General features: G+C 57.7%; 20 protein-coding genes and 1 tRNA gene. 10 read left to right on the forward strand and 11 right to left on the reverse strand.

Going from position 1 to position 24,637, the window contains the following annotated elements:
* Positions 1–410 precede the first annotated feature (410 nt).
* Positions 411–485: transfer RNA gene (locus tag DCO57_RS16570), tRNA-Thr, on the forward strand.
* Positions 486–688: 203 nt separating this feature from the next.
* Here DCO57_RS16570 and DCO57_RS16575 read toward each other — a convergent pair.
* The gene (locus tag DCO57_RS16575; protein ID WP_116700055.1) at positions 689–4,183 is read right to left on the reverse strand and encodes an AAA domain-containing protein; all 3,495 of its coding nucleotides are present in this window, start codon (positions 4,181–4,183) and stop codon (positions 689–691) included.
* Positions 4,184–4,437: 254 nt separating this feature from the next.
* Between DCO57_RS16575 and DCO57_RS16580 the strand changes: the two genes are divergently transcribed.
* Positions 4,438–5,196 (forward strand): IS5 family transposase, encoded by a 759-nt coding sequence (locus tag DCO57_RS16580; protein WP_116700014.1) that lies wholly within the window; start codon positions 4,438–4,440, stop codon positions 5,194–5,196.
* Positions 5,197–5,205: 9 nt separating this feature from the next.
* On the opposite strand, the gene DCO57_RS16585 is transcribed toward DCO57_RS16580, so the two are convergent.
* Positions 5,206–6,093 (reverse strand): LysR substrate-binding domain-containing protein, encoded by an 888-nt coding sequence (locus DCO57_RS16585; protein ID WP_165814765.1) that lies wholly within the window; start codon positions 6,091–6,093, stop codon positions 5,206–5,208.
* A gap of 133 nt (positions 6,094–6,226) precedes the next feature.
* Here DCO57_RS16585 and DCO57_RS16590 point away from each other — a divergent pair, with 133 nt between their 5' ends.
* The 4 genes from DCO57_RS16590 (at position 6,227) to DCO57_RS16605 (ending at position 11,640) form a co-directional block, all read left to right on the forward strand.
* Entirely contained in the window at positions 6,227–7,201 is a 975-nt protein-coding gene (locus DCO57_RS16590; protein WP_116700016.1) for an extracellular solute-binding protein, read from the forward strand.
* Between the two features lie 64 nt (positions 7,202–7,265).
* On the forward strand, positions 7,266–8,357 hold the full coding sequence (locus DCO57_RS16595; protein ID WP_116700017.1) for an ABC transporter ATP-binding protein: 1,092 nt from the start codon (positions 7,266–7,268) through the stop codon (positions 8,355–8,357).
* Complete coding sequence (locus DCO57_RS16600) at positions 8,354–10,432, forward strand: iron ABC transporter permease (RefSeq protein WP_116700018.1); 2,079 nt, start codon at positions 8,354–8,356, stop codon at positions 10,430–10,432. Before DCO57_RS16595 ends, DCO57_RS16600 begins: the two co-directional genes overlap by 4 nt.
* Positions 10,429–11,640 (forward strand): aminotransferase class III-fold pyridoxal phosphate-dependent enzyme, encoded by a 1,212-nt coding sequence (locus tag DCO57_RS16605; protein ID WP_116700019.1) that lies wholly within the window; start codon positions 10,429–10,431, stop codon positions 11,638–11,640. Before DCO57_RS16600 ends, DCO57_RS16605 begins: the two co-directional genes overlap by 4 nt.
* A gap of 159 nt (positions 11,641–11,799) precedes the next feature.
* On the opposite strand, the gene DCO57_RS16610 is transcribed toward DCO57_RS16605, so the two are convergent.
* From DCO57_RS16610 to DCO57_RS16640, 7 genes are all read right to left on the reverse strand, one after another.
* Entirely contained in the window at positions 11,800–12,426 is a 627-nt protein-coding gene (locus tag DCO57_RS16610; protein WP_116700020.1) for a YdeI/OmpD-associated family protein, read from the reverse strand.
* A gap of 352 nt (positions 12,427–12,778) precedes the next feature.
* Positions 12,779–13,777: an ABC transporter ATP-binding protein gene (locus DCO57_RS16615; protein WP_116700021.1), complete on the reverse strand. Its 999-nt coding sequence runs from the start codon at positions 13,775–13,777 to the stop codon at positions 12,779–12,781.
* Positions 13,774–14,811 (reverse strand): Gfo/Idh/MocA family oxidoreductase, encoded by a 1,038-nt coding sequence (locus tag DCO57_RS16620; RefSeq protein ID WP_116700022.1) that lies wholly within the window; start codon positions 14,809–14,811, stop codon positions 13,774–13,776. The genes DCO57_RS16615 and DCO57_RS16620 overlap by 4 nt, the downstream gene beginning before the upstream one ends.
* On the reverse strand, positions 14,808–15,647 hold the full coding sequence (locus tag DCO57_RS16625) for a carbohydrate ABC transporter permease (RefSeq protein ID WP_116700023.1): 840 nt from the start codon (positions 15,645–15,647) through the stop codon (positions 14,808–14,810). Before DCO57_RS16625 ends, DCO57_RS16620 begins: the two co-directional genes overlap by 4 nt.
* Before the next feature lie 9 nt (positions 15,648–15,656).
* On the reverse strand, positions 15,657–16,571 hold the full coding sequence (locus tag DCO57_RS16630; RefSeq protein WP_116700024.1) for a sugar ABC transporter permease: 915 nt from the start codon (positions 16,569–16,571) through the stop codon (positions 15,657–15,659).
* Positions 16,572–16,654: 83 nt separating this feature from the next.
* The gene (locus DCO57_RS16635; protein WP_116700025.1) at positions 16,655–17,908 is read right to left on the reverse strand and encodes an ABC transporter substrate-binding protein; all 1,254 of its coding nucleotides are present in this window, start codon (positions 17,906–17,908) and stop codon (positions 16,655–16,657) included.
* A 51-nt stretch (positions 17,909–17,959) separates the two neighbouring features.
* Positions 17,960–18,847, reverse strand: a complete 888-nt coding sequence (locus DCO57_RS16640; RefSeq protein ID WP_116700026.1) for an N-acetylmuramic acid 6-phosphate etherase — start codon at positions 18,845–18,847, stop codon at positions 17,960–17,962.
* A gap of 155 nt (positions 18,848–19,002) precedes the next feature.
* On the opposite strand from DCO57_RS16640, the gene DCO57_RS16645 reads away from it, so the two are divergent.
* From DCO57_RS16645 to nagA, 4 genes are read left to right on the forward strand one after another with little or no spacing between them, the layout of a single operon-like run.
* Positions 19,003–19,893, forward strand: a complete 891-nt coding sequence (locus DCO57_RS16645; RefSeq protein ID WP_116700027.1) for a BadF/BadG/BcrA/BcrD ATPase family protein — start codon at positions 19,003–19,005, stop codon at positions 19,891–19,893.
* The gene (locus DCO57_RS16650; protein ID WP_116700028.1) at positions 19,890–20,648 is read left to right on the forward strand and encodes a GntR family transcriptional regulator; all 759 of its coding nucleotides are present in this window, start codon (positions 19,890–19,892) and stop codon (positions 20,646–20,648) included. The genes DCO57_RS16645 and DCO57_RS16650 overlap by 4 nt, the downstream gene beginning before the upstream one ends.
* 48 nt (positions 20,649–20,696) lie before the next feature.
* Positions 20,697–21,725, forward strand: coding sequence for an SIS domain-containing protein (locus tag DCO57_RS16655; protein ID WP_116700029.1), 1,029 nt, complete (start codon positions 20,697–20,699; stop codon positions 21,723–21,725).
* On the forward strand, positions 21,722–22,894 hold the full coding sequence (gene nagA, locus DCO57_RS16660; RefSeq protein ID WP_116700030.1) for an N-acetylglucosamine-6-phosphate deacetylase: 1,173 nt from the start codon (positions 21,722–21,724) through the stop codon (positions 22,892–22,894). The genes DCO57_RS16655 and nagA overlap by 4 nt, the downstream gene beginning before the upstream one ends.
* On the opposite strand, the gene DCO57_RS16665 is transcribed toward nagA, so the two are convergent.
* Entirely contained in the window at positions 22,883–23,626 is a 744-nt protein-coding gene (locus tag DCO57_RS16665) for a copper homeostasis protein CutC (RefSeq protein ID WP_116700031.1), read from the reverse strand. The two genes, nagA and DCO57_RS16665, sit on opposite strands and share 12 nt — an antisense overlap.
* Positions 23,623–24,540, reverse strand: a complete 918-nt coding sequence (locus tag DCO57_RS16670) for an ROK family protein (RefSeq protein WP_116700032.1) — start codon at positions 24,538–24,540, stop codon at positions 23,623–23,625. The genes DCO57_RS16665 and DCO57_RS16670 overlap by 4 nt, the downstream gene beginning before the upstream one ends.
* Positions 24,541–24,637: the final 97 nt, after the last annotated feature.

Raw genomic sequence — 24,637 nt, forward strand, 5'->3', positions numbered from 1 at the left:
CCTACTCTTTACCAAGCCCGCTCGCCGCTGAACAGCCCGCAGTGCCGCGGCCCGAACCATGCGCCGCCCACCCCGGCGCCGGGCCGGGCCAGCGCCCCATCTCCACTGCCCTGCCCGCCGCGCCTGCCAAGGCGCATTCCTGCGGGCCGCGCACGATATCCACAGGCGGCGAAAGGCGGGCGATTGCAGGAAGTTAGGCCGGGGAAGCAGGCCTTCGCGGCGACAGCGGCAAGCGGGGGCATCGGCGCACCGGAAAAAATCCAAATCACCGCTTGCGTCCCCGGCGCGCATATGGCAAAAGCGCCCTCAATCCGGTCAGCCTCGCTGATCGGGTCAGGCATCTGCGTCTCCAAACCCGCGCTTTTCACCCCGAAAAGCCCAAAGCGGCCGGCCTCAAAGACGCAGCGGATGCTGCCGTAGCTCAGGGGTAGAGCACTCCCTTGGTAAGGGAGAGGTCGAGAGTTCGAATCTCTCCGGCAGCACCATTCAAGCCATTGGTTTCAAATAACTCTCTTGTATTGATTGGATATTCGACAGCCGACTTGTACACAAGGTTGGTACACATGGCCCTTCCTATGCCCCGTCCAATCAAGCACAAAGCCACCTCTACCTACTACCTCAGAATCCGAACTCCGAGCGATCTACGCGACAAGGCTAAAATTTATCCGCAGCCTCCCGAATAAGAACTCTATGGCAGATATCGGTCTAGCACTGAAAACACACCGGCTGACTTCCAAAGATTTCGATTGCCGATCACATATAAGGATGCCTTGGCGCGAGTGACTGCGACATTGACTAAGTTAGGCCTGCTGCCCGCCCAATTGCGTGCGCCGTTTTGTGAGGTGGCTTGGGCACCAAGGACGAAGAAGACAGTGCCAGCTTCACGGCCCTGAACTGTGTGAACCGTACCGACATGCCCCCAAACCCAAGCGTCTGGCCTATCGGCCCATCCGTTCAAAACGCCACTGCGCAGCAGTTCCTGACGGAGATTGTCCTGCACAATTACAAAAGGCGTCACGACATAGAGTTCGGCTTCAGCGCCACTGGTTCGAAGTCGTTGCAGCATGTCGATCAACACCACAGCTTCATCGGCGCACCACTTGTCAGGACCGGGGGTGCCGACAACATCAACCCAGCATGACGGGCCGAGGACCGGATTTGCGTTTGAAGGCTTTTTGGCCTGCACCATAAGGTTTGAATAGGCAATCTCGTTTGAGATATCGAACATCGGGCTATCGCAGCGTCGATGCACAAGAAGCGGCGCGCCAACATCGCGGTGTCCACTGCCTATCGGGAACTTGGCACAATACATACTGGCGGCGTCCGCCACCGTTTGCACGGAAGCTTCAGGCGCATTATATTTCACCGGATCAATGCCGAAAAAAGCGCATATCTCTTCCGTGAGGCTGTTCGGGAGCGTAACGACAGGCTCGATCTGAAGCGGATCGCCGACTACAACCGAGCGCTTTGTCCTCATCATCGCACCTACGGTGGCCTGTGGCACTGCTTGTCCCGCTTCATCTACGAGAAGCCATCCCAAGGCTTCGTTGGGCAGCCGTGAAAACATCCGACTGACCGATGCAAATGTCGTCGAGACCACCGGTACGACGAGGAAGAAAGATGACCAGAGATCAGCAATCAGCGCATCTTTTTGAGGTGTGCCGAGAGAGCGCGTTCCGAAGGTCTCTACAAATACTGAAAGGTTTTGCCGTAGCGGATCGGCTGCGCTGTCAATGAAAGCGCGATGAAGCTGAATAGCGGCTTCAAATACATCATCACGCTGCCGGCATGCGGACTTATCGAACCATAGGCAAGCAGTTTGAATGTCTTCATGTGCTCCGGCAAAGAAGTTAGCATCAGGTATAGGAACATCAATCTCTGCGCACGCTTGGCTTAGGCTTACCTCAAGATCGGATTTTTCAGCACGCAGCGTGTTCAGAGATTTTTGTGTCTGCGCGATCAGTTCTTTTTTTGCAGCTAACTCGGCAGCGAGGTCATCGGCAATTTTCTTGTAATTCTGAAATAGCTGCTGGTCGTGGCAGGCCTTTTTTGAAAGACTTTTCTGTTCGCCGAGCCAGACCCGGAAACGAGCCGTTCGGAATAGCCGCGCGAATAAGCCTGGGCGCAAGGCTAAATGTGAAACCTGCTCTTGTCGGGAAACTTCGAGCTGAGTTTCGGCTTCCTGTTGCTCGTGCCGGGCAGTCGCAAGGTTGTTTTCTATGGTCAGCGCCTCGACCTCAAGAGGAGGCAGTTTTTGCACGAGATTATGAATTTCGACAGCGAGATGCTCGAGGCGAACGAGCTGCACATGAAGCTTTTGCAGACTGCTTTGCGTTCGCTTGAAAGTATCGAATTTAGTCTTGAAAATTGAGCGGGCTTTCTCCCATCGCTCCTGTGCTTCTCGGTTGTTTGACGGTGGGTGCTCACGGTCAATAATTTGACGATTTCGTTTGAGAGGTGGACGGCCGCCACCTTGAGGTTCCGATACGATCTGCGGTACGCCGCTGGCATGATTGAGATAGGTGGAGAGTCCATTCTCTTCATCGCGCCAGAACCCTTGCGAGAATAGGTAACGGTTTGACGAATTGCCAAGGACAGCGGCAATGACTCCCCATGTGTCACGTTCAAGGACGTTGTCCGAAACGCTCTTGAAATATCGAAGCTCAGGCGCATCCGTTGCGATCGCATCCAGTGCGGGAAGTTCTGCGCTGACATTCTCGACAGCTTTGTTGTTGGATGATGTCACCACCACCTCAAAGCCTTTAAGTCGCTCGTCCAGCTTATGAAGCGTAATCTTCGCACCGCGACGCTGAAGGCTTTGATTGGTTTGCGTGAACGCCTGCGATGGACGGTTATACTCGCTCATCACCACCGCACGTTCGATGATCCGCGCTGCCACAACATCGCGAAGCAAGGTTGTCTTACCAGTACCAGGCGGACCGTTAACGGCGAGAATGCCGGTTTTAAGGCGCGCCTCATTTGTAGCGTTGACTGCCGCTTGCTGTAACAAAGCCAGGGGAAAACGTCCCTTGCCGGGCCATTTTCCGGGCGGCGTCAAAGCGGGCTGTAGCAAGTCCTGCAGACCTGCATCGTCTTCCAACAAGTTGGTACGTTGCGACGGTTTCTTGATTCCAAGATAGTGTTGGAGCGCTTCGGGCAGTTTCCCCGTATGTGCCAACACACGGGCCGCAGCCAAATCCTCCAAGAAGAACGAATTCAGCAACCCCGGTTCAGGCGGTGTCTTGCTGGCAAAAAACTCATAGCGCCGCAATGCGAAATACGGAGCTTTTATCGCATGGCCGTGAAGGTTTAGCGCGGCGACAAGATGCTCAAACAACTCTGTGATATGGCTTTTCGTCAACGGAAGGATATCACCATTCCGATCCCGTTTGATGAGCCGTTTACGAAACTCTCCTTTCAAAAACTTTTCCTGCGCCGGCCAGTCGGCGAGCTTTTTCAAGTCCCCTTGAAGGGCGATTGGAACTCCCCACGCAAAACTTGAAATCGCCGCGCTCGTCTCTTCCTCCAGCGGTTGCCCTTCTTTGTCCAGGAGGATACTGGCAATCGGACTGTGACCCCGCATGCTGGGCTTATCCGGACGCATATCGGCATATACTTTCAGGAGCTTTTCAACAGCGGGAGCTAGTTCTATCGCCCCTAGGATCAGCTCGTAGAAGAGGCGCTTTTTGGGAAGAGACTTTTCACCAAGCTCCCATGGCAATGGAGCTTCGTCAAAACGGGCAATCTTTTTGCGGTCTCCGGCAACAAGGTCCGTTTCTCGCCTGTACCCCTGCGGCGACAAAACCTCCAAGGCGGTCCATGCGCGCAGAATATCCGACGCATCATTTGTGATCGGCGGTTTCGCCACGGGTTTAGCAGTAGTCTTGATTGATTCAGGCGGTCTAATAACTTCTGAGGGTTTTGGAGGTTCACCAAAAGGCAGCACTGGTTCATGCTGCTTCGCTAAGGCCTCAGGTTGACGTACAGTTTTTTGCGGGACTGATTTGGAGAGCTGACCAGCGTTTGCGGCCTGAACCTGTTTCTTCAGCGCAAGTGCGCGTTGCGTGCTGCGAAACCCTAGTTCATGAATCAAACGGTTGAGCGTTTCACCGTCGCTTTGGTTGTCTTTAAAGGTCGCTTCCAGTTCCTTAATCGACTTATTGAAATAAGGTCTACTCTTCATAAATTTGCCGCCCAGCATTGGCGCAAAATAACGCCACTTTTCCCCGCACCCCTTTGCTTTCTAATAACTATTCCCCAAAACAGTTGTCAAATGCAAGAAAATCATCCAAAGCTTGTAATTCTTAAATTATACAATGCAAGATAGTGGTATGGATACAATTTTGTATTTCGCTTACGGCTCCAGGCTTCAGACCCATAAAATGGCTGTGCAAATCAGTTGAAGCCTGATTCAAGCTCCTCAACAGGAGTTTGGCGATGTCCGATGGTTTGTTCTGGCTCAGCGATGAGCAGTTTTCGAAGTTGCAGCCGCTGTTGCCGACCGACACGCGGGGCAAGGTCCGTGTCGATGACCGGCGGGTGATCAGCGGCATCATTCATGTTCTGAAGTCGGGCGGTCGGTGGGTCGATGCGCCGGAGGTCTACGGGCCGAGGAAAACCCTCTACAATCGCTTTGTCCGCTGGTCGGAGAAAGGTGTCTGGACAGGGATCTTCGACACATTGTCCCAAACCGGCGGTCCTGTTCTGGAAGTGATGATCGACAGCACAGCCGTTCGGGCGCACCGGGTCGCCCATGGCGGCAAAGGGGGGGCTCAAGCCCATGCCCTGGGCCGAGCTCGTGGTGGTCCGGGAACAAAAATCCACGCCCTGAGCGACAACAAGGGACGCCCAATCGCATTCCACCTGACTGGAGCCAATGTCTCGGATTTCACAGGAGCTGAGGCACGCTTGCCGCTCGTTCCGGCAAACGGCGTTCTGCATGGCGATAAAGGCTACGACAGTGACCGGATCCGCCGAGCCGTCGAGGCGCGCAGTTCGCTGCCAAATATCCCGCCTCGCAAAACACGCAAATGGAAAAACTGTTTCTCGCCATACCTTTACAAGAGCGGAAACGTCATCGAGAGGATGTTCGGCAGGCTCAAGGAGTTTCGCAGGATCGCAACACGCTATGACCGCAATGCCAGGAACTTTCTGTCGTCCCTCTGCCTCGCGGCAACCGTATGCTACTGGTTATGAGTCTGAAGCCTAGTCAAGGGGAGCAACTGGTAGGTCGGAATTTTCAGATGCAATGTCAATGAAGGCACCCGCCGTTCCAAGGGTTGCCAAGTCTTTGTGACAGAAAAGATATTCCCTCGCTGATAGGTCGGCACCGGTGATTTCGAGGCTGGTGAGAGCCGGGTCGCGCCCGATTTCCTTGTCAAGGACGAGCCCCGCGCCGAGGCCGTTGGCAATGGCCTCCTTGACCGCTTCGCGCGATCCGAACACGAAGCGGGAATTTAACTCGAGGCCCTGTTCGGCCAGAGCGTCCTCCGCTATCTGGCGCGTCATCGAGCCGACTTCTCGCAGGATGACCGGCATGTCGGCGAGCTCTTCGATCGATATCGACATCCGCTCCGACAAGGGGTCCGTCCTCGCGACCACCAAGCGAACAGTCTGACTCGCCAGATGGACGCAAAAGAAGTCGTCGAAGGGTTTTTTCGCGGTTGCGATGCCGATATCGAGCTCATGGTCCCGGACGCGGCCGACAAGAACCTGAGAGTTTGCGATTTCAATGTGTGTCCCGATTTCCGGATACCGTTTCGAGAAGGCTGCCATTAACGGCATCAGGACGAAGGGCGCGCAGGCACCAACTCGCAACACACCGCCCTTTTTGCCCGTGGTTTCCGCTGTGAGGGCATCGATCCTGTCAAGAACTGCCGCCATCAGCATCGCAGGTTCGAGAAAGCGCTGTCCGACTTCTGAAATCTCCAGGGAATGCCCCTTGCGGTGAAACAGGCGTGCGCACAGCGCTTCCTCCAGACTTTTGATCTGCATGGCAATCGCGGGTTTGCTGACGCCCAATTCCACCGCTGCGGCCGAAATGCTTCCCAGCCGGGCTACGGCCGTGAACGCGCGCATCTGGATAAAATTCAACCTGTTTCTCCTTTTTGCCAGCACCGCAGATGTCATCAAAACTTAACAAGAAGAGTATATCGGAAAGTTATGGTTTTCGAAATAGGGCTTCGCTCTTCGCCGTCAAACTCCCCATAAAAGGAAAGTTCATACTATGTTCAAGATTTCCCTGCTTTCGGGCCGTGGCCTCGCCACACGAGCGGCCATAGCCATCATTGGTGCAAGTTTCGCTCTGTCTGCCAGCGCTGGCGAACTGGTTCTTTACACCGCCTCCAATCCCAAGATCGAAAAAGACATCGTGGACGCCTTCAAGAGCGCCCATCCGGAGATCGACGTGAAGGCGATCAACATGTCGACCGGGCCGATTACCGAGAAGACACTGGCGGAAATGGCCAATCCTCAGGCGGATGTGATCTGGATGGTCAACAATTTCGCGCTCGACAAGCTTAAGGAGGCCGGCGCACTTCAGCCCTATACACCGAAGGACAACATCATCCTGTCCGCCTTTGTTGATCCGGACGGGTTCTGGATGGGTCACAACGGCACCATCATGGCGATGGCCGTCAACAAGAAGCTGTTGGCGGAAAAGGAATTGCCGATGCCTTCCGATTGGTCCGATTTGATCAACCCGGTTTACAAGGGACAGATCACCGTGGCCTCGCCGATCAAGTCCGGGACCGGATACACGATCATGTCCGCCATGTGGGACATGTTTGGCGACAACTACATAGAAAATCTGAATGAGAATGTCTTTCAGTACAACGACTCCGGTAGCGCAGCCGCGCGCCAGGTTGGCGGCGGTGAAAATGCCATCGGCCTGACCTACGACACCGCCATCCTGCAGCAGGTTGACGCCAATCCGGACGTCGAAATGGCGATCGGTCGCATGTCGCCGAATATCATTGAGGGCGCGGGCCTGATCGAAGGCGCGCCGCACGAGGCGGAAGGCAAGATTTTCCTCGACTGGCTGATGGGCAAGAGTGGGATGGAGGCCTTCGCTCCCCATGTGGGTGTCGGCGCGGCCGCGGGCTACGGCAAGGTCGATCTTTCCAAGGTGGCGTTCTGGCATCTGCGCCGTCCTATGAATCAGGACGAATTCAAGGCCGATTGGTCGCGCAAATACGAATAATAAGCGGACGGCGCGGGCTTCGAGCAGGTCTCGGAGCCCCCCTCTCTCCCGATACGGACCTGAAATGAACCTCTCCTTCTCGAATGTCGTCAAGGCCTATGGTGCGACCCGTGTCGTCGACGATGTCAGTCTAGACATACCACCGAGCCAATTCTGTTCGCTGCTCGGACCAAGCGGGTGCGGCAAGACCACGCTCTTGCGCATTGCCGCCGGTTTCGTGGCCGCCGATGCGGGCGATGTATCGATCGGAGGGAGATCAGCACTGAAGCTGCGGCCCAATCAGCGTGACGTGGGCTTCGTCTTCCAGTCCTATGCCTTGTTTCCGACCAAGACGGTTGCCCAGAACATCGGTTTTGCTTTGTCCCTGCAAAGACAGCCCAGGCAGCGGATCAGGGCGGAAATCGAACACTTGTGCGCGATCATGCAACTCGAGGGCCTCGAGGACCGCTACCCGCATGAGCTTTCCGGCGGTCAACAGCAGCGTGTGGCGCTTGCGCGCGCCCTGATTTCCAAGCCATCGATCCTGATGCTCGACGAGCCACTTTCCGCGCTTGACGCCAAGATCCGGGCGCATCTGCGCGTCGAAATCCGCCGCATCGTGGATACGCTCGGCATCACGACCATCTATGTCACCCACGATCAGGAAGAAGCCCTGGCGATCTCGGACCGGATCGCAGTGATGAGGGGCGGGTGCGTCGTCCAGGCCAGTGCGCCGATGGATCTATACCTCAATCCCGCCGATCCCTTCGTTGCCCGTTTCGTCGGGACGACCAACATGCTGCCTTGCAGCTATATCGGCGAGGCGCGTGCGGAACTGGGCGGCATCTCCATTGCCGTGGCGTCCTCCGGCTCCTGTCCTGTGGGGGCGGCAACCTTGTCGATCCGGCCGGAACATATCATATGCCGGCCGACTGCCGACCGGAGACAAGAAAACGACGAAACCTCCATCCCCGCGATCCTGCGTGATGTTTCCTTTTTGGGGCCGACGGTGCGGCTCCTGCTGTCGACACTAGGGGATCGCATGCTTCTCGTTGACATGCCGATGATCGATTGGCTCGGCCGGCCGGTGGAGGCCGGAAGCGCGGTGCGGTGGGCGCCCAGAGGGGCTTTCGCAAGGGTTTTTGCCGGTTCCCACGTGGAGGAGCAAGTGGCATGAACCTTGGGCGCGGACTTCCGACCCTGATTGTCAGCCTGATCGTCGGGGGGCTCGTTTTCGCCTTCATCGCCTTGCCCATGGGCGCGATGCTGGTTCGCAGTTTCCATGTCGACGGTCCCGTGTCCATGAGCGTGTTGCGGGATCGTACGGAAACGGCCCTCCTTCTTCTGCCTCCGAACGAACGGGAGACTTTCGTCACTCGGGCCGTATCGAGCGCCGATCCGAGCATGCGGATGGAAGCAATTGCCGCGGCGATGACCTTGGCGGACCTTCCGGTCCAATGGGACCGGAAGGCGGCCTATTCCAAACAGATCGTTGCTGCGGACGAGGCTCTTGCGCGCCTGCCTGCGGACAAGCGCGAATCAGTCGAGGCGCACTTATCTCTGGCGATAGTAATGCTGCACAAGCGCATCCCGCTCGCCTACAAGGTGAAAGACAAGCTGGCGGTGGAGGACTATAGCGTCCTGCGCAGCGGAAAGATTCGCCGCTACGGCCTTGACCACTACCGGGAGGTCATCGAAACACCGCGCATGGCGACCGCCGCGCTCAATTCCCTGAAGCTGGCGTCAATCGCGACCGTTCTGACCACGCTTGTAGCCTATCTTCTTGCTTTCGGGGTCAACCGGGGCGGTATCTGGCGCGCGGGACTGGCCCGCTACGCCATCCTTCTGCCGCTGGTTTCTCCTCCCGTGGTGATCGCAACCGCCATTGTATTGCTGTTCGGCCGCAACGGCCTCGTCACCAGGGCGCTGCTGGATGACACACTGGGGTTGATCGACGCAGGATCAACCAACCTTTACGGCTTCTACGGCGTGGTCGTTGTCCAGTTCCTTTCGTTCCTGCCGCCGGCGTTCATTATTCTCGACAATGTCCTGTCCAAGCAGGACGGCCGATTGGAAGAGGCCGCTGCCATTCAGGGCGCGGGCTTCCGGCAGACGTTTTTCCAGCTTCATCTGCCTATGGCGCAGCCCGGCCTGATCCGTGCGGCTACTCTCGTCTTCATCCTCGCGATGACCGACTTCGGCAATCCGATGGTCATCGGCCAGAACATGAATGTCCTCGCCGGAGTGCTCTATGACGAAATGATCGGCTTCTCCAATACCCCTCTCGCCTCGGCAATTGCCGTCTGGCTGATCGTGCCGGTGCTCGCGGTCTATGCGCTGCTGGCGCGGATCGGCCGGCACAAGCGGTTCGAGACTTCCGAGACGGCGGCCTCGGCGATCGCTCTTCCGGCCGCCCTCAATCGTGGCCTGTCCTGCCTTGCCTGGGGGATAGCGAGCCTGACGGCCGTCATCTTCGCAACAATCATCATGGGTGCCATCGTGCGGCGCTGGGGGCAGGACTATTCCCTCACTCTGGACTACTTCACATCGGCGAATGTGCCCGGGTTCGTCTCGCAATTCGACGGGATCGAACCGGTGTGGACCAGCTTGTGGATCGTGCTTGCCGCTGCCCCGCTGGGCGGCCTGCTTGCGGTGATCGTCGCCTATCTGGCCGAGCGGGTCCGGAACCGCCTGAACGCCGCGATCGGATTTCTCGTTCTCCTGCCGGCGATCCTGCCGGGCGCGGTGTTCGGCGTTGGCTACATCGTCGCCTTCAACGCGCCTTTCGGCGTCGCGGACTGGTCGCTCAACGGTACCCGGACGCTGATCATCCTCAACATCGCCTTCGGCCATCTCTATGTCGGAGTGCTGGCCGGCCGGGCCATGCTGAGCCGGCTGGACCGGTCGGTCGATGACGCTGCTGAAATTCTCGGAGCGTCCCTGTGGCAGCGTTTCAGTTTCGTAACCTTGCCAATGATGCGCCGGGCGGTGCTTTTTGGCGCACTCTTCATCTTCGTGGACGGCATGTGCACCTTCTCCGCCGTGGTGTTCCTGCAAGGACCTGACTTCGATCTCGCCTCCGTGGCCATCTTCCAGACTGCTTCGGTTTCCTATTACGGCGTGGCCTGCGCGATGAGTGTGGCGATTCTGGCGATCGTCTTTGCCGTGATGGGCGGTTTGGCGACCATCTCCCGCTTCGGCCCCCTGTCGCTGCGCGAGGCGGCCGGTATGAAAAAGGTGCAGGTAGCATGACGACGACCGATCTGACCCGACGCGATGCAGCCGTGTTTCTATCGCAGACCGGCTCAAGCCCGGTGGACAAGACCTTCCGCCATGTCGAGGGCATCTGGGCCGAGGATGAAGACGGCCATCGTTTCATGGATTTTCAGGGCAACAGCTGCCACAACATCGGCTACGGGCATCCGTGCCTGATCGCCGCCCTGAAGGAGCAGCTCGACACCTTGCCGTTCACTCCGCGGGGCTTCACCAACGAGCCGGCCGTCCTTCTGGCCGAGCGGCTGACCTCGCTTTGGCCCTATGGGGATGCAAAGGTACTCTTCGGTATATCGGGCGCCGACGCGGTTGAGATGGCGCTGAAACTCGCCTATGTCGCCACCGGCAGAACCAGGACACTCGCCTTCGAGGACAGCTGGCATGGCGCCGCGCTTGGTGCGCTCTGGGCTGGTGGCCGGACCGCTGAAAGGAGTGGCTTTCCCGAACTTGTGGGCTGTCACCATGTCCCACCGTTCTGGTCACAGGATGCGGACACGTCCGCAACCCGCGCGCTGGAGGCCATTCGCACACATTTGAAGACCGGAGAATTCGCGTGCCTGCTCGCCGAGCCGATCCGCTCGACGCCGCACGTTCCGCCGCAATGGTTCTGGCCGGAGGTCCGGTCCGCCTGCTCCGACGCGGGCACGCTTCTGATCTTCGATGAAATTCCGACTGGCCTGGGCAAGACCGGGCTCATGTTCGCGAGCGAGCATTTCGACGCTGTCCCCGACATGACGGTTCTGGGCAAGTCGCTTGGCGGCGGGGCCATGCCCCTGTCCGCCGTGATCGCCCGGGCGGATCTGGACAAGGCCGGGCATCTCGCCATAGGTCACTACACCCATCAGAAGAACCCGCTTCTGGCCAAGGCGGGACTTATCACCCTTGATATTCTCATCGAGGAAGATCTCGCCACGCGGGCCGCGGAACTCGGTCGCGAGACGCTGCCGAAGTTAATCAGACTTGCAGAAGGCTCTAACGTGTTCGAAGACGCAACAGGCATTGGCCTGTTGATGAGGATTGGTGTCCGTGATCCTCAAGACTGCTCCGAGCTGGTGCGAATGGCTTTTGAGGCCGGACTTCACCTGGGATCGTCGGCCGATCGCCATCTAACGCTGTCGCCATCACTAACGGTTACCTTGGAAGATCTCGATCGCGCGATATCGATACTGGAACGAATTTCGACTTGACGGAGGACGTCCCACGTTCGAGCGTATCCCATGATGCCCAAATTCTGGGTAAGGAACAACTGCGTGCCGCCTGATGCTTTGCGCAAGACGGCCGCTTTACGCGTTCGCGCTTCAATTGTTTTTGGTATCACCGTCGGTGAAAGGGACAAAATCCGAGCTTTAGCGCTCCAGCGCGCCTTTGCCGGCGATGATCTTGTCGCGAAATTTTTCTACACGCGCCACGCGCGTTGACGACTGTTTGGCTTGGCTGATGTTGAACATGTAACTCCTCTGCCGGCCCGGTGTCAGCGCGTGAAACGCTTCCGCCAGTTCGGAGTCCGCATCCAGCGCTTCGCCCAGTTCTTCGGGCATATCGATCTCGGTTTCCACCTTTGGCGGTTTTGTTCCAGCTTCGGCATGATCGATCAATTGTTGCAGATAGGCCCGAATTACCGGCTCCATCTCACCAACGTGATTGACGTCGGTAAAGCGGATTACTCCCGGCGTCTTGCTGTTCGGCCCTTGTGGCTCAAGCACGCCTTCAGTGTCTTGCAGCAAACCCGGATTCATGAAGCTTAACCGAAAGTCGCCCCGGAAAGCTCCGAAGATCGCAATATTGCGACCAGCATGCATATAGGTCGGATGCGCCCATTTCACGGTTTCCTCCAGCCCCATGGCGCGACAGATGTGGCGCAGATTGCTGAGGCCATCAATCCATCGGCGGGTCGAGCAGTCAGGTTTGGCGAAGCGCTCGCATCGACCACAGCCTTTGGTAAAGTAATCGTTGGGGTCGGTGATCATCGCCATGATGAGTTACTCCCCGCACCCTTGCGCCCCAGATAGGGTTGCGAAAAAAGATAGAGTCCGCTGAACAGCAATGTGAACAAGCCTGGGGTCCTACGGCTAATCGGCATCGCAAGTTATTGAATTTGCATATGCCGATGGGGTTACTCCGTGGAGCCGTTTCACAGTCCAACATGGCCATCGGCGGCATCACACCCGCAATGAAACTGAAAACAGCGGCCTGAAGTCCAGTTTAAAACCTGCGAAAAATGGGATGATTACCCCTCTTCGGACTTCAAAAAGCTAATAAAGCATGAAAACGCTGCGGATCAACTGGGCAGCTTTCACCCTCTCAACGGTTTGCGACAAACCCGGACTAACGGACCCTGCTGCCATCCGACGCAAAACGATACGTTTGCTCGTCGGCGAAACCGAGTTGGACATCAGCGCCAGGTTCGATCTGATACTGACCAAAGAGCCGGACCGTGAAAGGCGTTTCGCCGCCGATGTCGGCGATAACGTTCGTATCGCCGCCAAGATGCTCCACATGGATGACGGTGCCTGAAAGGCGCCCCGGTTCACCAATGGACACGTGCTCGGGGCGAATACCGATCTCCTGATCCTTTTCGCCATCCAGCCAGTCTGCTGGCACGAAATTCATCGACGGCGCACCGAGGAATTCCGCCACGAACCGGTTCGCCGGATTGTTGTAGAGCTCCATGGGGCTGCCGATCTGTTCGACCCTGCCGTCACGCAGAACCACGATCTTGTCGGCCAGTGTCATGGCTTCGGTCTGATCATGGGTAACGTAGACCATGCTCGTGTCGAGCTGGCGGTGTAGTTTCGCGATTTCCAACCTCGTGTTCATCCGCAAGGCGGCATCGAGGTTTGACAGCGGTTCGTCAAACAGGAACAGCTTCGGCTGACGGACAACCGCCCGACCAATGGCGACCCGCTGGCGCTGGCCGCCCGAAAGCTCCGCCGGCCTGCGTTCCAGATAGGGTTCAAGTGACAGCATCCGACTTGCCTCGGCCACCCGGTCCTCGATCTCCGCCTTCGACTGGCCCTCCTGCCTGAGAGCAAGCGCCATGTTTTCCTTCACATTCAAGTGCGGATAAAGCGCGTAGGACTGGAACACCATCGCAATACCGCGTTTGGACGGGGGCATATGGTTGACCGGTGTGCCGGCGATTTCGATCTCTCCGGACGTTGCCTCCTCCAGACCGGCGATGACCCGCAAAAGGGTGGATTTTCCACAACCGGAAGGGCCGACAAAGACGACGAATTCGCCTTCTTCCACCTCGAGATTGATTTCCTTCAGGACATCCACCTTGCCGAAGGACTTGTACAGGTTCTTGAGCGTGAGGGCCGTCATGCGGGTTTCACTCCGGAAAGGTCAATGGGGGCGCCTGTCCGAATGCTTTCATCAGCGGCAAGGCAGATGCGCAGCGACTGAACCGCATCGCGCATATGGCGGGAGAGATCCTGGTTGGTTTCGATGGCTTTCAGCATCGCGGCCTGTTCGGCATCGCAAAGCTCCTGGTGGCCGGGCTCATCGGGAAGGTCGATCAGCGTATCGCCGGAGGATCTGTGAACCACGATCTGGCCGACGGATGTGTGCGTATCGACATTGTCCGAGCCTGCTTTCTGTGCGTCAGCGATCGAGACCGAACCGGTTGGGCTGACGATATCCTTCACGAAGTGGGCCGTCTCGGACATCATCGGCCCCCAGCCCGCCTCATACCAGCCGACCGAGCCGTCGGAAAAGACCACCTGAAACTGCCCGTAATTGTACATATCCGGTGCAATCTCGTCCGAAAGCCTCAGACCGATCCCGTTGACCTTCACCGGGTGTGCATCGGTGACCTGGCACATGACGTCGACGTAGTGAACACCACAATCAACAATCGGACTTACGGATTTCATGAGGGATTTGTGAGTTTCCCAGGTTGCGCCGCTGCTTTGCTGATTGAGGTTCATTCGGAAAACATACGGGCCCCCGAGCCCTTGCGCCTCTTCAACCAGACGCTGCCAGCTGGGATGATGCCTGAGGATATAGCCGATCATGAGCTTGCGGCCGGTTTTCTCCGCCAGGGCCACGATTTCCTCGGCCTCCTCTACAGTCGGCGCCAAAGGTTTCTCGCAGAAGACATGAGCACCGGCAGACATGGCCTTGAGCGCGTAAATTTTGTGCGTGTCGGTATAGCTTGCAACGACCACGAGGTCGGGCTTTGCAGTTTCCAGCGCTTCGTCAACATCCCGGAACCAGGGGATATCTTTCAGCTCTTCCGGCAGGTCCGGGCGCGGTCCCCGCGCCATCAGTCCGACAAGCTGCGACGTGCCTCTTGTGTGGGCGAGCGCGTGGCTGAGGCCCATATTACCCAGACCGATCACCAGAACCCTGATCATTTGACTGCTCCTGACGTGATGCCGCGAATGAGCTGGCGCGAGAAAACAACGTAAAGCACGATCACCGGCAGAATAGCCAGGGACAGCGCGGAGAGCACCGCATTCCAGTCAGTGACGAACTGGCCGATAAAAACCTGGCTGCCAAGTGTCAGCGTCTTGACCTCTTCGGCAGGAGCCAGGATCAGCGGGAACCAGAGATCGTTCCAGATCGGGATCATGTTGAAGACCGCAACAGTTGCCATGGCTGGACGCACGAGCGGCAGGACGAGGCGGAAGAAGATCGTGTATTCGCTCAGGCCATCGATACGCCCTGCATTCTTCAGATCGTCGGAGACCTGCCGCATGAATTCGGACAGGATAAACACCGCAAGAGGAAGGCCCTGCGCGGTGTAGACAAGGATCAGGGCCAGGAGTGTATTGACCAGGCCCGTCTGCACCATCAGCTCCAGGATTGCGACAGTGCCGATACGGATTGGGATCATGATGCCGAGCGCAAGATAGAGCCCCATCAGCGTGTTGCCCCTGAAGCGATACTCCGACAGGGCAAAGGCCGCCATCGCGCCGAACAGCAGGATGAAAAACAGCGAGGCCACCGTCACGATCATGGAGTTCTGGAAATAGAGGAAAAAGTCACCCTGTTTCAGAACCGTCTGGTAGCCGATCAGCGAAAAGGAATCCGCATCCGGAAGGGCCAGGGGTTCCCGGAAGATCGATTTCCTGGTCTTGAAGCTGTTGACAATGATCACGAAAACCGGGAACAGCGCGATCAGCGTGTAAAGGATCAGAACGGTGTGAGCAGCCAGGGCATTGACCGGGTTTTGGCGGGCCTTGTTCATCCGGCCCTCCTAAAACTGGTAGCGCTTGAGGCGCGTCTGGATGCCGAACAGGTAGATGCAGACACCGATCAGAATAATGGCGAACATCGCACTCGCGATTGCCGATCCCATATGCGGGTCGCCAAGCTGAAGCTGGAAGCCGAAGAATGTCCGGTAGAGGAAGGTGCCGAGGATATCGGTCGAGAAATCCGGGCCGGCAAGAGCGCCCTGGGCAGCATAAATCAGATCGAACGCATTGAAGTTCCCGACGAACGTCAGGATCGAGATAATGCCGATGGACGGCAGGATCAGCGGCAGCTTGATCTTCCAGAATGCCGACAGTCCGGTGATGCCATCAACCTCGCCTGCCTCCAGAATTTCTTCCGGGATCGAAAGGAGCGCCGCGTAGATGAGCATCATGGGAATTCCGACGAACTGCCAGACCGAGATCAGCGCAAGCGTCGTCAGGGCATATTGTTCCTTGCCGAGCCAGGGAGCGTAAAGGCTCTTGAGCCCGATGGAACTCAAGAGATCCGGTGCGATTCCCCAGATCGGCGACAGGATCAGCTTCCAGGTAAACCCGACAATCACGAAAGACAGGATGGTGGGCACGAAAATTGCGGTTCTGTAGAAACCGGCAAAGCGCAAGCGCGGATGCGACAGGATCGCCGCAAGCATGATCCCGATCGGGTTCTGGACCAGCATGTGAATGATGAAGAACCAGAAATTGTTCCCAAGGGCATTCCAGAAACTCTCCGACCAGCGGGGGTCTCCGAACAGCGTCTGGAAGTTCTCAAGACCGACAAAGGAGCGGACCTGGTCGATTTCGGTGTAAAGAGCCAGCCGCAGCGTGTTGAACAGCGGAAAGATCATCACCGCCGTGTAGACGAGCACCGCCGGAGCCAGAAAGACAACGATATGCCATTTGATGCGAGGCGTTTGCATACGTTCCCCCGATTGCCCGCATGAGATGAAACAGGTGGACGGCTTCGGGCCATAGGGCCCGAAGCCTCACCGCTTGTCTTGTTTTACTGCTGAGGTTCGTACCAGGAAGCCAGGCCTTCCTGGAGCTCCTTGCCGAGTTCCTCAGGGGTTTTGGTGCCCTTGATGGCAGCAGCCGATGCACCCCAGGTTTCATTCTCCAGATTCGGAGTTCCGCGGGAAAGGATCTGGTAGGTTGAGCGGATTGTCGGGTTGCATTCACCCCGCCAGGAGACGAATTCCTGAGCCAGCGGATCGTCCATCGCAACGTCGTGGCTCGACAGGGAGAAGAAGCCGGGCAACGCGTTGGCGTAAATCGCGGCAAACTCTTCTGAACCGACCCAATTCAGGAAGATTTTCGCAGCTTCCGTGTTCGGGCCATTCGCATTCATGCCGATGGCGATGTCTGTGTGGTCCGAGATGAAGCACTCGTCACCTTCGTTCAGGACCGGCGGCTTGAAAGCGCCCATCTCGAAATCAGCCTGCGCGTTGAATCCGGTGATTTCCCAGCTGCCTGCCGGATAGATCGCTGCACGGCCAAGCGTGAAGATGTTCTGGCTGTCGGGATAGGTCTGGGCTTCAAAGCCGTCGCCCATGTAATCCGCCCATCTGGCGAGCGTTGCGTAGGGAGCGACCCACTGTTCGTCGGTCAGTTTCTGCTCACCCTTGATGAGCGCCAGCCGGCCTTTCTCGCCTTTCCAGTAGTTCGGTCCGATGTTGTTGTATCCCATCGTCGCCGCTTCCCACTGGTCGTTTGTACCCATGGCGAGCGGAATGTAGGAACCGTCTTCCTTGAACTTGTCGAGAACGGCAAAGAATTCGGCTTCGGTTTCGGGAACCTCGACACCAACTTCCTCGAAGGCTTCCTTGTTGTAGATGAAGCCGTGGATCACTGAGGCCATCGGCACACAGAAAGTCGCCGAGCCGTCGTCTGTCTGCCAGGCGGACTTCGCGACGTCGGAGAAGTTTGCCATATTTTCCAGGTCTGAAATGTCGGCAAGGTGCCCCGTGTCGTAGAGCGCCAGGGACGCATCAAACGGACGGCAGGTGATAAGGTCACCAGCACTTCCGGCATCCAGCTTGGAGTTCAGGATTGCATTATATTCAGCCGGTGCAGACGGCGAAAAGACAATCTTGATTCCCGGATGAGAGGCTTCGAAAGCCGGGATAATCTTGTCCTGCCACAGAACGAGATCATCGTTCCGCCAGCTCTCGATCGTGAGCGTGACATCCTCGGCAAGGGCGGGACCTGCGAGAAGCGTTGTTGCAAGAAGTGCAATAGTTAGGGATCTGCTTGACATAATGTCCTCCTGTACCAGTCGGCGACCCGTTCCCCTGGGCAATCGCCGACGTTAAATCCGCTGCAGGGCCAGTCTCAATTGTCCTTGTGTTTCGGCCAGCAACGTTTCGGCTCGGTCGAGGGATGGTACCCCTCTCGCCAGCAATATTGCCGGCTTGACCGCCCAATTCGATTTTTCCAGTTGCCGTTGAGCGGTACCTTCATCCACATCGGCAATGCGGCTCACCATCGACGTTGCGCGCGCGCGAAGTTTTGTATTGTCCGCGACCAGATTGACCATCATGCCGTCATAAACGTGACCAAGGCGCACCCCCATGAGAGTGGACATGGTGTTGAGTGCCGCCTTTTGAGCCGTGCCAGCCCCAAGGCGGGTCGACCCGGCAACGATCTCGGGCGGCGTGTCGAGAAGTACCGCGACATCTGCGTGTTTGAAGATCTCCGCATCCGGCCGGTTCGCGATACAGATTGTTTTCGCCCCGGCGGCACGCGCCTTCTTCGCGAAGGCCAGCGGATAGGGCGTGGTGCCGCTCGCGGTGACGGTTATCACCACGTCCGCGGATCTTACGGCAGAGGCATCCGCTAAAGCAGCTTGCGATAGATCCTCGGTATGGCCGGGCATGCGGCCGTCCACCGGGACGCCTCCAGCCATGAAAAAAACGATCTGATCCGCCGAAAGGCCATAGGTCCCGGTGATCTCCGCCGCATCCGCGAGAGCCATCAGACCGGAAGACCCGGCGGCGGCGTATACCAGCCGCCCACCTTCCCCGACAGCACGCGCCATCAGGTCGCCCCCCGCGACCAGATCATCGAGGATATTCTCGACAGCCTTTAAGGCCGCCTGCTGCCCGGACAGGATCGCAGCGGCGACGTCCGCACCCGAACGGATGTCGAGTTCCTTCGCATTCTCATGCAATGTCTCTGTCTGCGGCAGATCCGGCATTAACCTAGGCACTCCTGTCAGCGAACCCATTTAATGCCATTGAAATACCTTTTGTCTACCATTTATTTCCTAGAGCTGCTTCATGACCAAATTTCACGCAAAAATGACAGAATTTCTGACTTTTCTTTTGGCAATTGGTATTGTAAAGGTATTTTATGAGCAGCCCACTCTCAACATATCGCATCGGGATCGATGGCGGCGGGACACATTGCAGGTTCGCCCTGACCACTCCCGGCGGCCGTCACGAGTGCGTGTTGGGCAGCGCAAATGTCCATACGGATTTCAAAGGCACCATGGAAGTCTTGAAAGCAGGGCTCAACGAACTGGCGGATGCAGCAGGTCTCCCGAGAGAACGTCTCGGTGCAGTGCCTTCCTATGCCGGCCTGGCGGGTGTTACCGATGAGACGGCGGCAGACGAGATCCGCCATGCGCTCCAGATGGATTGCCTGATTGTCGCGGATGACAGGCCAAGCGCCGTTGCCGGTGCTCTTGACCGTGCCGACGGAACCGTCGCTGGGGTCGGTACGGGTTCCTTTCTGGCCCGGCAGTTCGCGGAGGAAGTCACGCTGCTTGGCGGATATGGCGCGGATCTTGGCGATGAGGCCTCCGGCTGCTGGCTCGGCAAGCAACTGCTTGTCAGGCTGCTTCATTGTCGTGACGGCTTGAAACCGGATAGCCCGCTCATCTCGGAAATCTGGTCGGAATTCGACAACCGTGTCAGCGCGGTCCTGAAGTACGCCAGAGAGGCTACGCCTTCCGGATTTGCAGGGCTGGCACCGCGTTTGGTCGACGCTGCCCAGTCCGGCGACCCGAACGGTCTCGAACTCATGAAACTTGGCGCAGCCTATATCGAAAAGTGTCTCTCCGCCCTCGGCAGGCCTGAAGGTGAATCCATTTGTCTTATCGGGGGGCTTGGCAAACACTATGCGGGATATCTTTCCGGGCAGGTTGCAGCCTGTCTTAGCGAGCCGAAAGGCACAGCGCTTGACGGTGCGCTGCTTCTTGCGGAGACATCTTCAAAGCGGATACAGCGGGCGGCTTTATGACGATTGAGGAATATCTGAGACCGGAAAGCTGGATGGACGGTGCACAGGGCCCGCGCTATGTTCAGCTGCGCAAGCGCCTCGAAGACAGCATCAGCCAAGGGGTTCTCGGCTCCAGTGCACCCTTGCCCGCCGAACGGGAAATCGCTTCGATTACCGGGTTGTCGCGCGTCACTGTCAGACGCGCCATGCAGGAGCTGGTCGACAAGGGCATCATTATTCAGCGGCAGGGCTCCGGGAGCTTTGTTTCCGACGGGACGCCAAAGGTTGAACAATCTCTCTCTCGCCTCACGTCCTTTACCGAGGACATGGTGCAACGCGGCCTGACAACGACAATCCAGTGGCTGGAGCGCGGTCTCTTCAAACCGTCTCTCGACGAAGTTGTCGCCCTGGCGCTTTCTTCCGGCGAACAGGTGGCGCGGGTCGCCCGATTGCGCCTGGCGAATGACAAACCGATGGCAATCGAACGAGCTTCGATACCGTCCGATATCCTGCCAGACCCGGGCGCGGTCGAAACCTCGCTCTATGAAGTGCTCGATCGGGACGGAAATCGACCTGAACGCGCGCTGCAGAAAATTTCTGCGATCAATCTGGGAAGTGCAGACGCGGACCTTCTTGGTGTGGATGCGGGTGCAGCGGGCCTTCGCATCGAACGAACATCCTATCTTTCCAACCGCCGCGTCGTTGAATTCACGCGTTCCGTCTACCGGGGAGACGCTTACGATTTCGTGGCCGAGTTGCAACTTTCAAAAAGCTGACGGGCGCCAGGACCCTGTCGCAGGAACTTAAGGCAATCAGGGGTTTTCATGTCACCACAAACAAAAATGCGCCAGGAAATCCTCGAGGTCCCTGCCGCCGTGGACCGACTCCTTCGCGAAGGTGGAGAAGACATCGCCAAGGCTGCCAAAGCCGTGCGTGATCTTGGTCCCGCCTTCGGCATCACTGTCGCGCGCGGATCTTCCGACCATGTCTGCACCTTTTTCAAGTATGCCGCAGAGATCATGGCAGGCCTGCCTGTCGCGTCGGTTGGGCCATCGATCGCTTCGCTCTACAAGGCACCTCTTAAACTCTCTGGCAGTATCTGCATTGGTGTCTCACAGTCAGGCAAAAGCCCGGATATCGTTGAAATGACCAGGTCAGCAGGTGCGAGCGGCGCCATGACGATTGGCATCAGCAACAATACAAACTCCGACCTTGCCAGGGTCTCGCATCACACGCTTGATATCCATGCCGGTCCGGAACTCAGCGTTGCCGCCACCAAGACGTTCGTGACCTCCGCCACCGCTGTCTTGCTTTTGCTGGCCAACTGGACAGACGACCGGGCCTTGCTTGAAGCGCTGAGGGGTCTGCCCGGCAGACTGGAAGAGGCTGCCGGACTTGACTGGCCCGAGGTTCGCGAAGCGATCGGTGTTCATTCCTCGCTGTTCACGCTAGGGCGCGGTCAGGTGCTTGCGATTTCCAATGAAGCCGCGCTCAAGTTCAAGGAAACGTGCCAGCTTCATGCTGAAAGCTATTCCTCCGCAGAGGTTTTGCACGGACCTGTGTCAATTGTCGGAGAGGGCTTCCCGATCCTGTGTTTTGCGATCGAAGATGCTGCCGAACAGGCGCTCGCGGCAACCGCTGATAAGGTCGCCGCAATGGGCGCCAAGGTCTTTGCCACCAGCCGGTTGGTCTCAAAAGCCAATAAACTGACTTCAGTGCGGACCGGGCATCCCCTGACCGACGCACTGTCACTGATCGTGTCCTTCTACTGCATGGTCGAGGCCTTCGCGACAAGCCGCAACATCGATCCAGACGCTCCGCGCCACCTGAACAAGGTTACGGAGACAGTATGACCGGTGAGAAGACCGCCTTCACGGGTGCGGACATCTTTGACGGAACCGTTTTTCATCGAAATGGATCGCTGCTGTGCGAGGACGGCAGGGTTCTTGGGATCGTTCCTGTCGCAGATGTTCCAGCCGAGGCTCGTGTCATCCGGTCGGAAGGCGGTATTCTTGCACCAGGATATGTCGATCTGCAGGTGAATGGCGGCGGTGGCCGGATGTTTAACGATGCGCCATCGCTTGAGACGCTGGAAAAGATGGCTCAGGCCCACGCGAGCATCGGGGCCACCTCCATTCTTCCAACCCTCATCACCGATACGCCTGGCCACACGGAACTGGCCATCAGGGCCGTTCAGGACGCCGTCCAGGCGGGGGTACCGGGCATAGCGGGACTTCATATGGAAGGACCTCATCTCGCCGTCACGCGAAAAGGCGCGCATGACGCAAACCTCATCCGGCAAATGGAAACCTTCGATCTTGATCAGTTGATCAATGCCGCGGCGAGGCTGCCTGTCCTGAAGATAACACTCGCACCAGAAAGCGCTTCGAACGCCCAGATTCGGCAGTTGACTGATGCAGGCATTCTCGTGTCGCTTGGACATACGGACAGTGGTTTTGAGGCGTGCCGGGAAGCCGTGGATGCGGGAGCCAGATGCGTCACCCATCTTTTCAACGCCCAAAGCCAGCTTGGTAATCGGGAGCCTGGCGTCGTGGGCGCGGCAATTCGGCTCGGAGAACTCTCCGCCGGACTGATCGCGGACGGAATTCATGTTCATCCCGGCTCGATGGCGATTGCGCTCGGTGCAAAGCAAGGCCCAGGAAGGGTTTTTCTTGTCAGCGACGCGATGGCAACCGCCGGGACGGATCTTGCCCGGTTCACGCTTAACGGCCGGGAAATCCGGCGCGAGGCGAACCGATTGACGCTGGCAGACGGAACACTGGCCGGAGCGCATCTGGACCTGACGACAGCGATCCGCAATCTCGTTGAACTGTGCGGAACACCTCTGGAAACCGCCCTTGCCATGGCAACTTCCGTTCCGGCCCACATCATCGGCAAGGACGGCACCATAGGGACGCTTGCCCCGGGGGCGAGATGCGACATGGTCATGCTTTCAGGAGATCTGAAGCTTGTTTCGGTCTTTCAGGCCGGCGTGAAATTAACCACTGTATCAACGACCTGAAACAGCGGCCTTCAGACGGCGCACGTTTTTCTCTGACACAGACTTTGGCGAAACGGCACTGAAGCCAAGGTCTACTAGCCGCGTGGATGGTGTACTTACCGGAACAGCTGCAGAGGCGTGAACTTCCCTGGCGCCGGTCGCCGAAAGGATCGTCGAGACATTCTCGGGCGTCACGCCGGAACCCGGCATAATGGTAAGCCCGCCCGACGCAGACCCAGCCTTCACCAGACAGCTGATGTCGCTCAGCGCATCGATTGCCTTCGCCCCTCCGCCAGAGGTGAGTATCCGCTCGAAACCAAGTTGCCGGACCGGATCGAGAATACTCAGCCGTTCGGGCAGCAGATCTACGACTCTGTGGAGTGTTTTCCCAAGTCCTTGCGCAGCTGTGCATAGTCGTCGCATGGCTTCGAAATCGAGCCCGGTATCATCTCCTGCTCCGAAAACCACACCGGCCAATCCCATCTCCCGGACCTGAGCGATTTCCTTTTCCATCCCCGCGAGTTCAACCGGGTCATACCTGAATCCGCCATCCCGCGGTCTGACCATGACATAAACGGGCACGGGAGAGGCACACGCGGCCTCCAGCAGAGCAAGGGAAGGCGACAAGCCACCAACCTGCAACGCAGAACAAAGCTCAATCCTGTCTGCACCGCCTTTTACCGCGGCATTCAGTCCGGCATGGGTATCAACGCAGATTTCCAGGCAGCTCCCGGCAGCATGCTGTCGCGTCATGCGGTGTTGACTTCAGATTTAAGGAGGCTGAGCCGCTCCCGGGAGAAGATCGCAGCACCAATGATCGCGCTGTTGGCGCCGACTGACGCCTTGGCAAAGCGTGGCGCGTGCTTCGGCGCAAGAATTCTGAACCACATTTCAGTATGAAGCGCGCTGACTAGACTGGTATCCGAAACCAGTCCACCTCCCAGCACGATAATGGATGGATCGACGGTGTTGACCAGATTGGCCAGTGCTCCACAGACTATATCCAGATAAAGGTCCACGGTGTCCAGCGCAGCACTTTCGCCGGCGCACCAGCCGTCCAGAATGTCAAAGCTGCTCTTGTCCTCGCCTGCTAGAAATCCGTGCAAGCGCTCCAGCCCCCGTGCGCCGCCAAAAAGATCAACGCATCCGATCTCGCCACAGCCGCAGGTCCAACGAGGCAGAACCTTGCCAGTCCGCATGGCGCCGGCGGGACCGTGGCCCCATTCTCCCGCCACCATGGTTCTGCCTTCAAGGATCCTGCCATCCAGGACGATCGCTCCACCAATCCCTGTTCTCGGAATCAGGGCAAGTACCGAAGAGTGCCCGACCCCTGCGCCATTATGCGCTTCCGCCAACCCAAACGCCTTCGCGTCATTAGTCAAAAAGACTGGCTTGCCGATCAAACCAGTCAGATCATCTCTCAGGGGTTTGCCTGAGAGACAGGGAATATTAGCCGCTCTCACAGACCCCTGGTTCGGGTCTACCAGCCCTGCAATGGAAAGCCCCAGCGCCCGAGCATCATTTGGAACCTGATCCGCGACAGCGCTCAGGAAAGCCTGATAATCCCGAGTTGGTGTTTCTATCCTGACGCAGGCGCCGACATCACCAGCGCCCTCCACTGAACCACAAGCAATCTTCGACCCACCTATATCAAATGCGCAAATCATGAAGGTCTTTACTCAAAGCGATGGACCGGTGCGATTGAGATCGACCACGGCGGTTCCGATGCAAAGATCTAATCTGCCTCGAAGACGATTGAAAGTG

It is taken from the genome of Labrenzia sp. 011 (assembly GCF_003075075.1).
Classification (GTDB): domain Bacteria; phylum Pseudomonadota; class Alphaproteobacteria; order Rhizobiales; family Stappiaceae; genus Roseibium.

What these genes read in the sequence shown, in the direction of transcription:
- DCO57_RS16615 (WP_116700021.1), bottom strand. Translation starts at nt 13,777, where the DNA reads ATGACGGCCCTCACGCTCAAGAACCTGTACAAGTCCTTCGGCAAGGTG.
- nagA (WP_116700030.1), top strand. Translation starts at nt 21,722, where the DNA reads ATGACCGGTGAGAAGACCGCCTTCACGGGTGCGGACATCTTTGACGGA.
- DCO57_RS16600 (WP_116700018.1), top strand. Translation starts at nt 8,354, where the DNA reads ATGAACCTTGGGCGCGGACTTCCGACCCTGATTGTCAGCCTGATCGTC.
- DCO57_RS16665 (WP_116700031.1), bottom strand. Translation starts at nt 23,626, where the DNA reads ATGACGCGACAGCATGCTGCCGGGAGCTGCCTGGAAATCTGCGTTGAT.
- DCO57_RS16670 (WP_116700032.1), bottom strand. Translation starts at nt 24,540, where the DNA reads ATGATTTGCGCATTTGATATAGGTGGGTCGAAGATTGCTTGTGGTTCA.
- DCO57_RS16620 (WP_116700022.1), bottom strand. Translation starts at nt 14,811, where the DNA reads ATGATCAGGGTTCTGGTGATCGGTCTGGGTAATATGGGCCTCAGCCAC.
- DCO57_RS16655 (WP_116700029.1), top strand. Translation starts at nt 20,697, where the DNA reads ATGTCACCACAAACAAAAATGCGCCAGGAAATCCTCGAGGTCCCTGCC.
- DCO57_RS16575 (WP_116700055.1), bottom strand. Translation starts at nt 4,183, where the DNA reads ATGAAGAGTAGACCTTATTTCAATAAGTCGATTAAGGAACTGGAAGCG.
- DCO57_RS16605 (WP_116700019.1), top strand. Translation starts at nt 10,429, where the DNA reads ATGACGACGACCGATCTGACCCGACGCGATGCAGCCGTGTTTCTATCG.
- DCO57_RS16580 (WP_116700014.1), top strand. Translation starts at nt 4,438, where the DNA reads ATGTCCGATGGTTTGTTCTGGCTCAGCGATGAGCAGTTTTCGAAGTTG.
- DCO57_RS16630 (WP_116700024.1), bottom strand. Translation starts at nt 16,571, where the DNA reads ATGCAAACGCCTCGCATCAAATGGCATATCGTTGTCTTTCTGGCTCCG.
- DCO57_RS16590 (WP_116700016.1), top strand. Translation starts at nt 6,227, where the DNA reads ATGTTCAAGATTTCCCTGCTTTCGGGCCGTGGCCTCGCCACACGAGCG.
- DCO57_RS16610 (WP_116700020.1), bottom strand. Translation starts at nt 12,426, where the DNA reads ATGGCGATGATCACCGACCCCAACGATTACTTTACCAAAGGCTGTGGT.
- DCO57_RS16640 (WP_116700026.1), bottom strand. Translation starts at nt 18,847, where the DNA reads ATGCCGGATCTGCCGCAGACAGAGACATTGCATGAGAATGCGAAGGAA.
- DCO57_RS16635 (WP_116700025.1), bottom strand. Translation starts at nt 17,908, where the DNA reads ATGTCAAGCAGATCCCTAACTATTGCACTTCTTGCAACAACGCTTCTC.
- DCO57_RS16625 (WP_116700023.1), bottom strand. Translation starts at nt 15,647, where the DNA reads ATGAACAAGGCCCGCCAAAACCCGGTCAATGCCCTGGCTGCTCACACC.
- DCO57_RS16645 (WP_116700027.1), top strand. Translation starts at nt 19,003, where the DNA reads ATGAGCAGCCCACTCTCAACATATCGCATCGGGATCGATGGCGGCGGG.
- DCO57_RS16595 (WP_116700017.1), top strand. Translation starts at nt 7,266, where the DNA reads ATGAACCTCTCCTTCTCGAATGTCGTCAAGGCCTATGGTGCGACCCGT.
- DCO57_RS16650 (WP_116700028.1), top strand. Translation starts at nt 19,890, where the DNA reads ATGACGATTGAGGAATATCTGAGACCGGAAAGCTGGATGGACGGTGCA.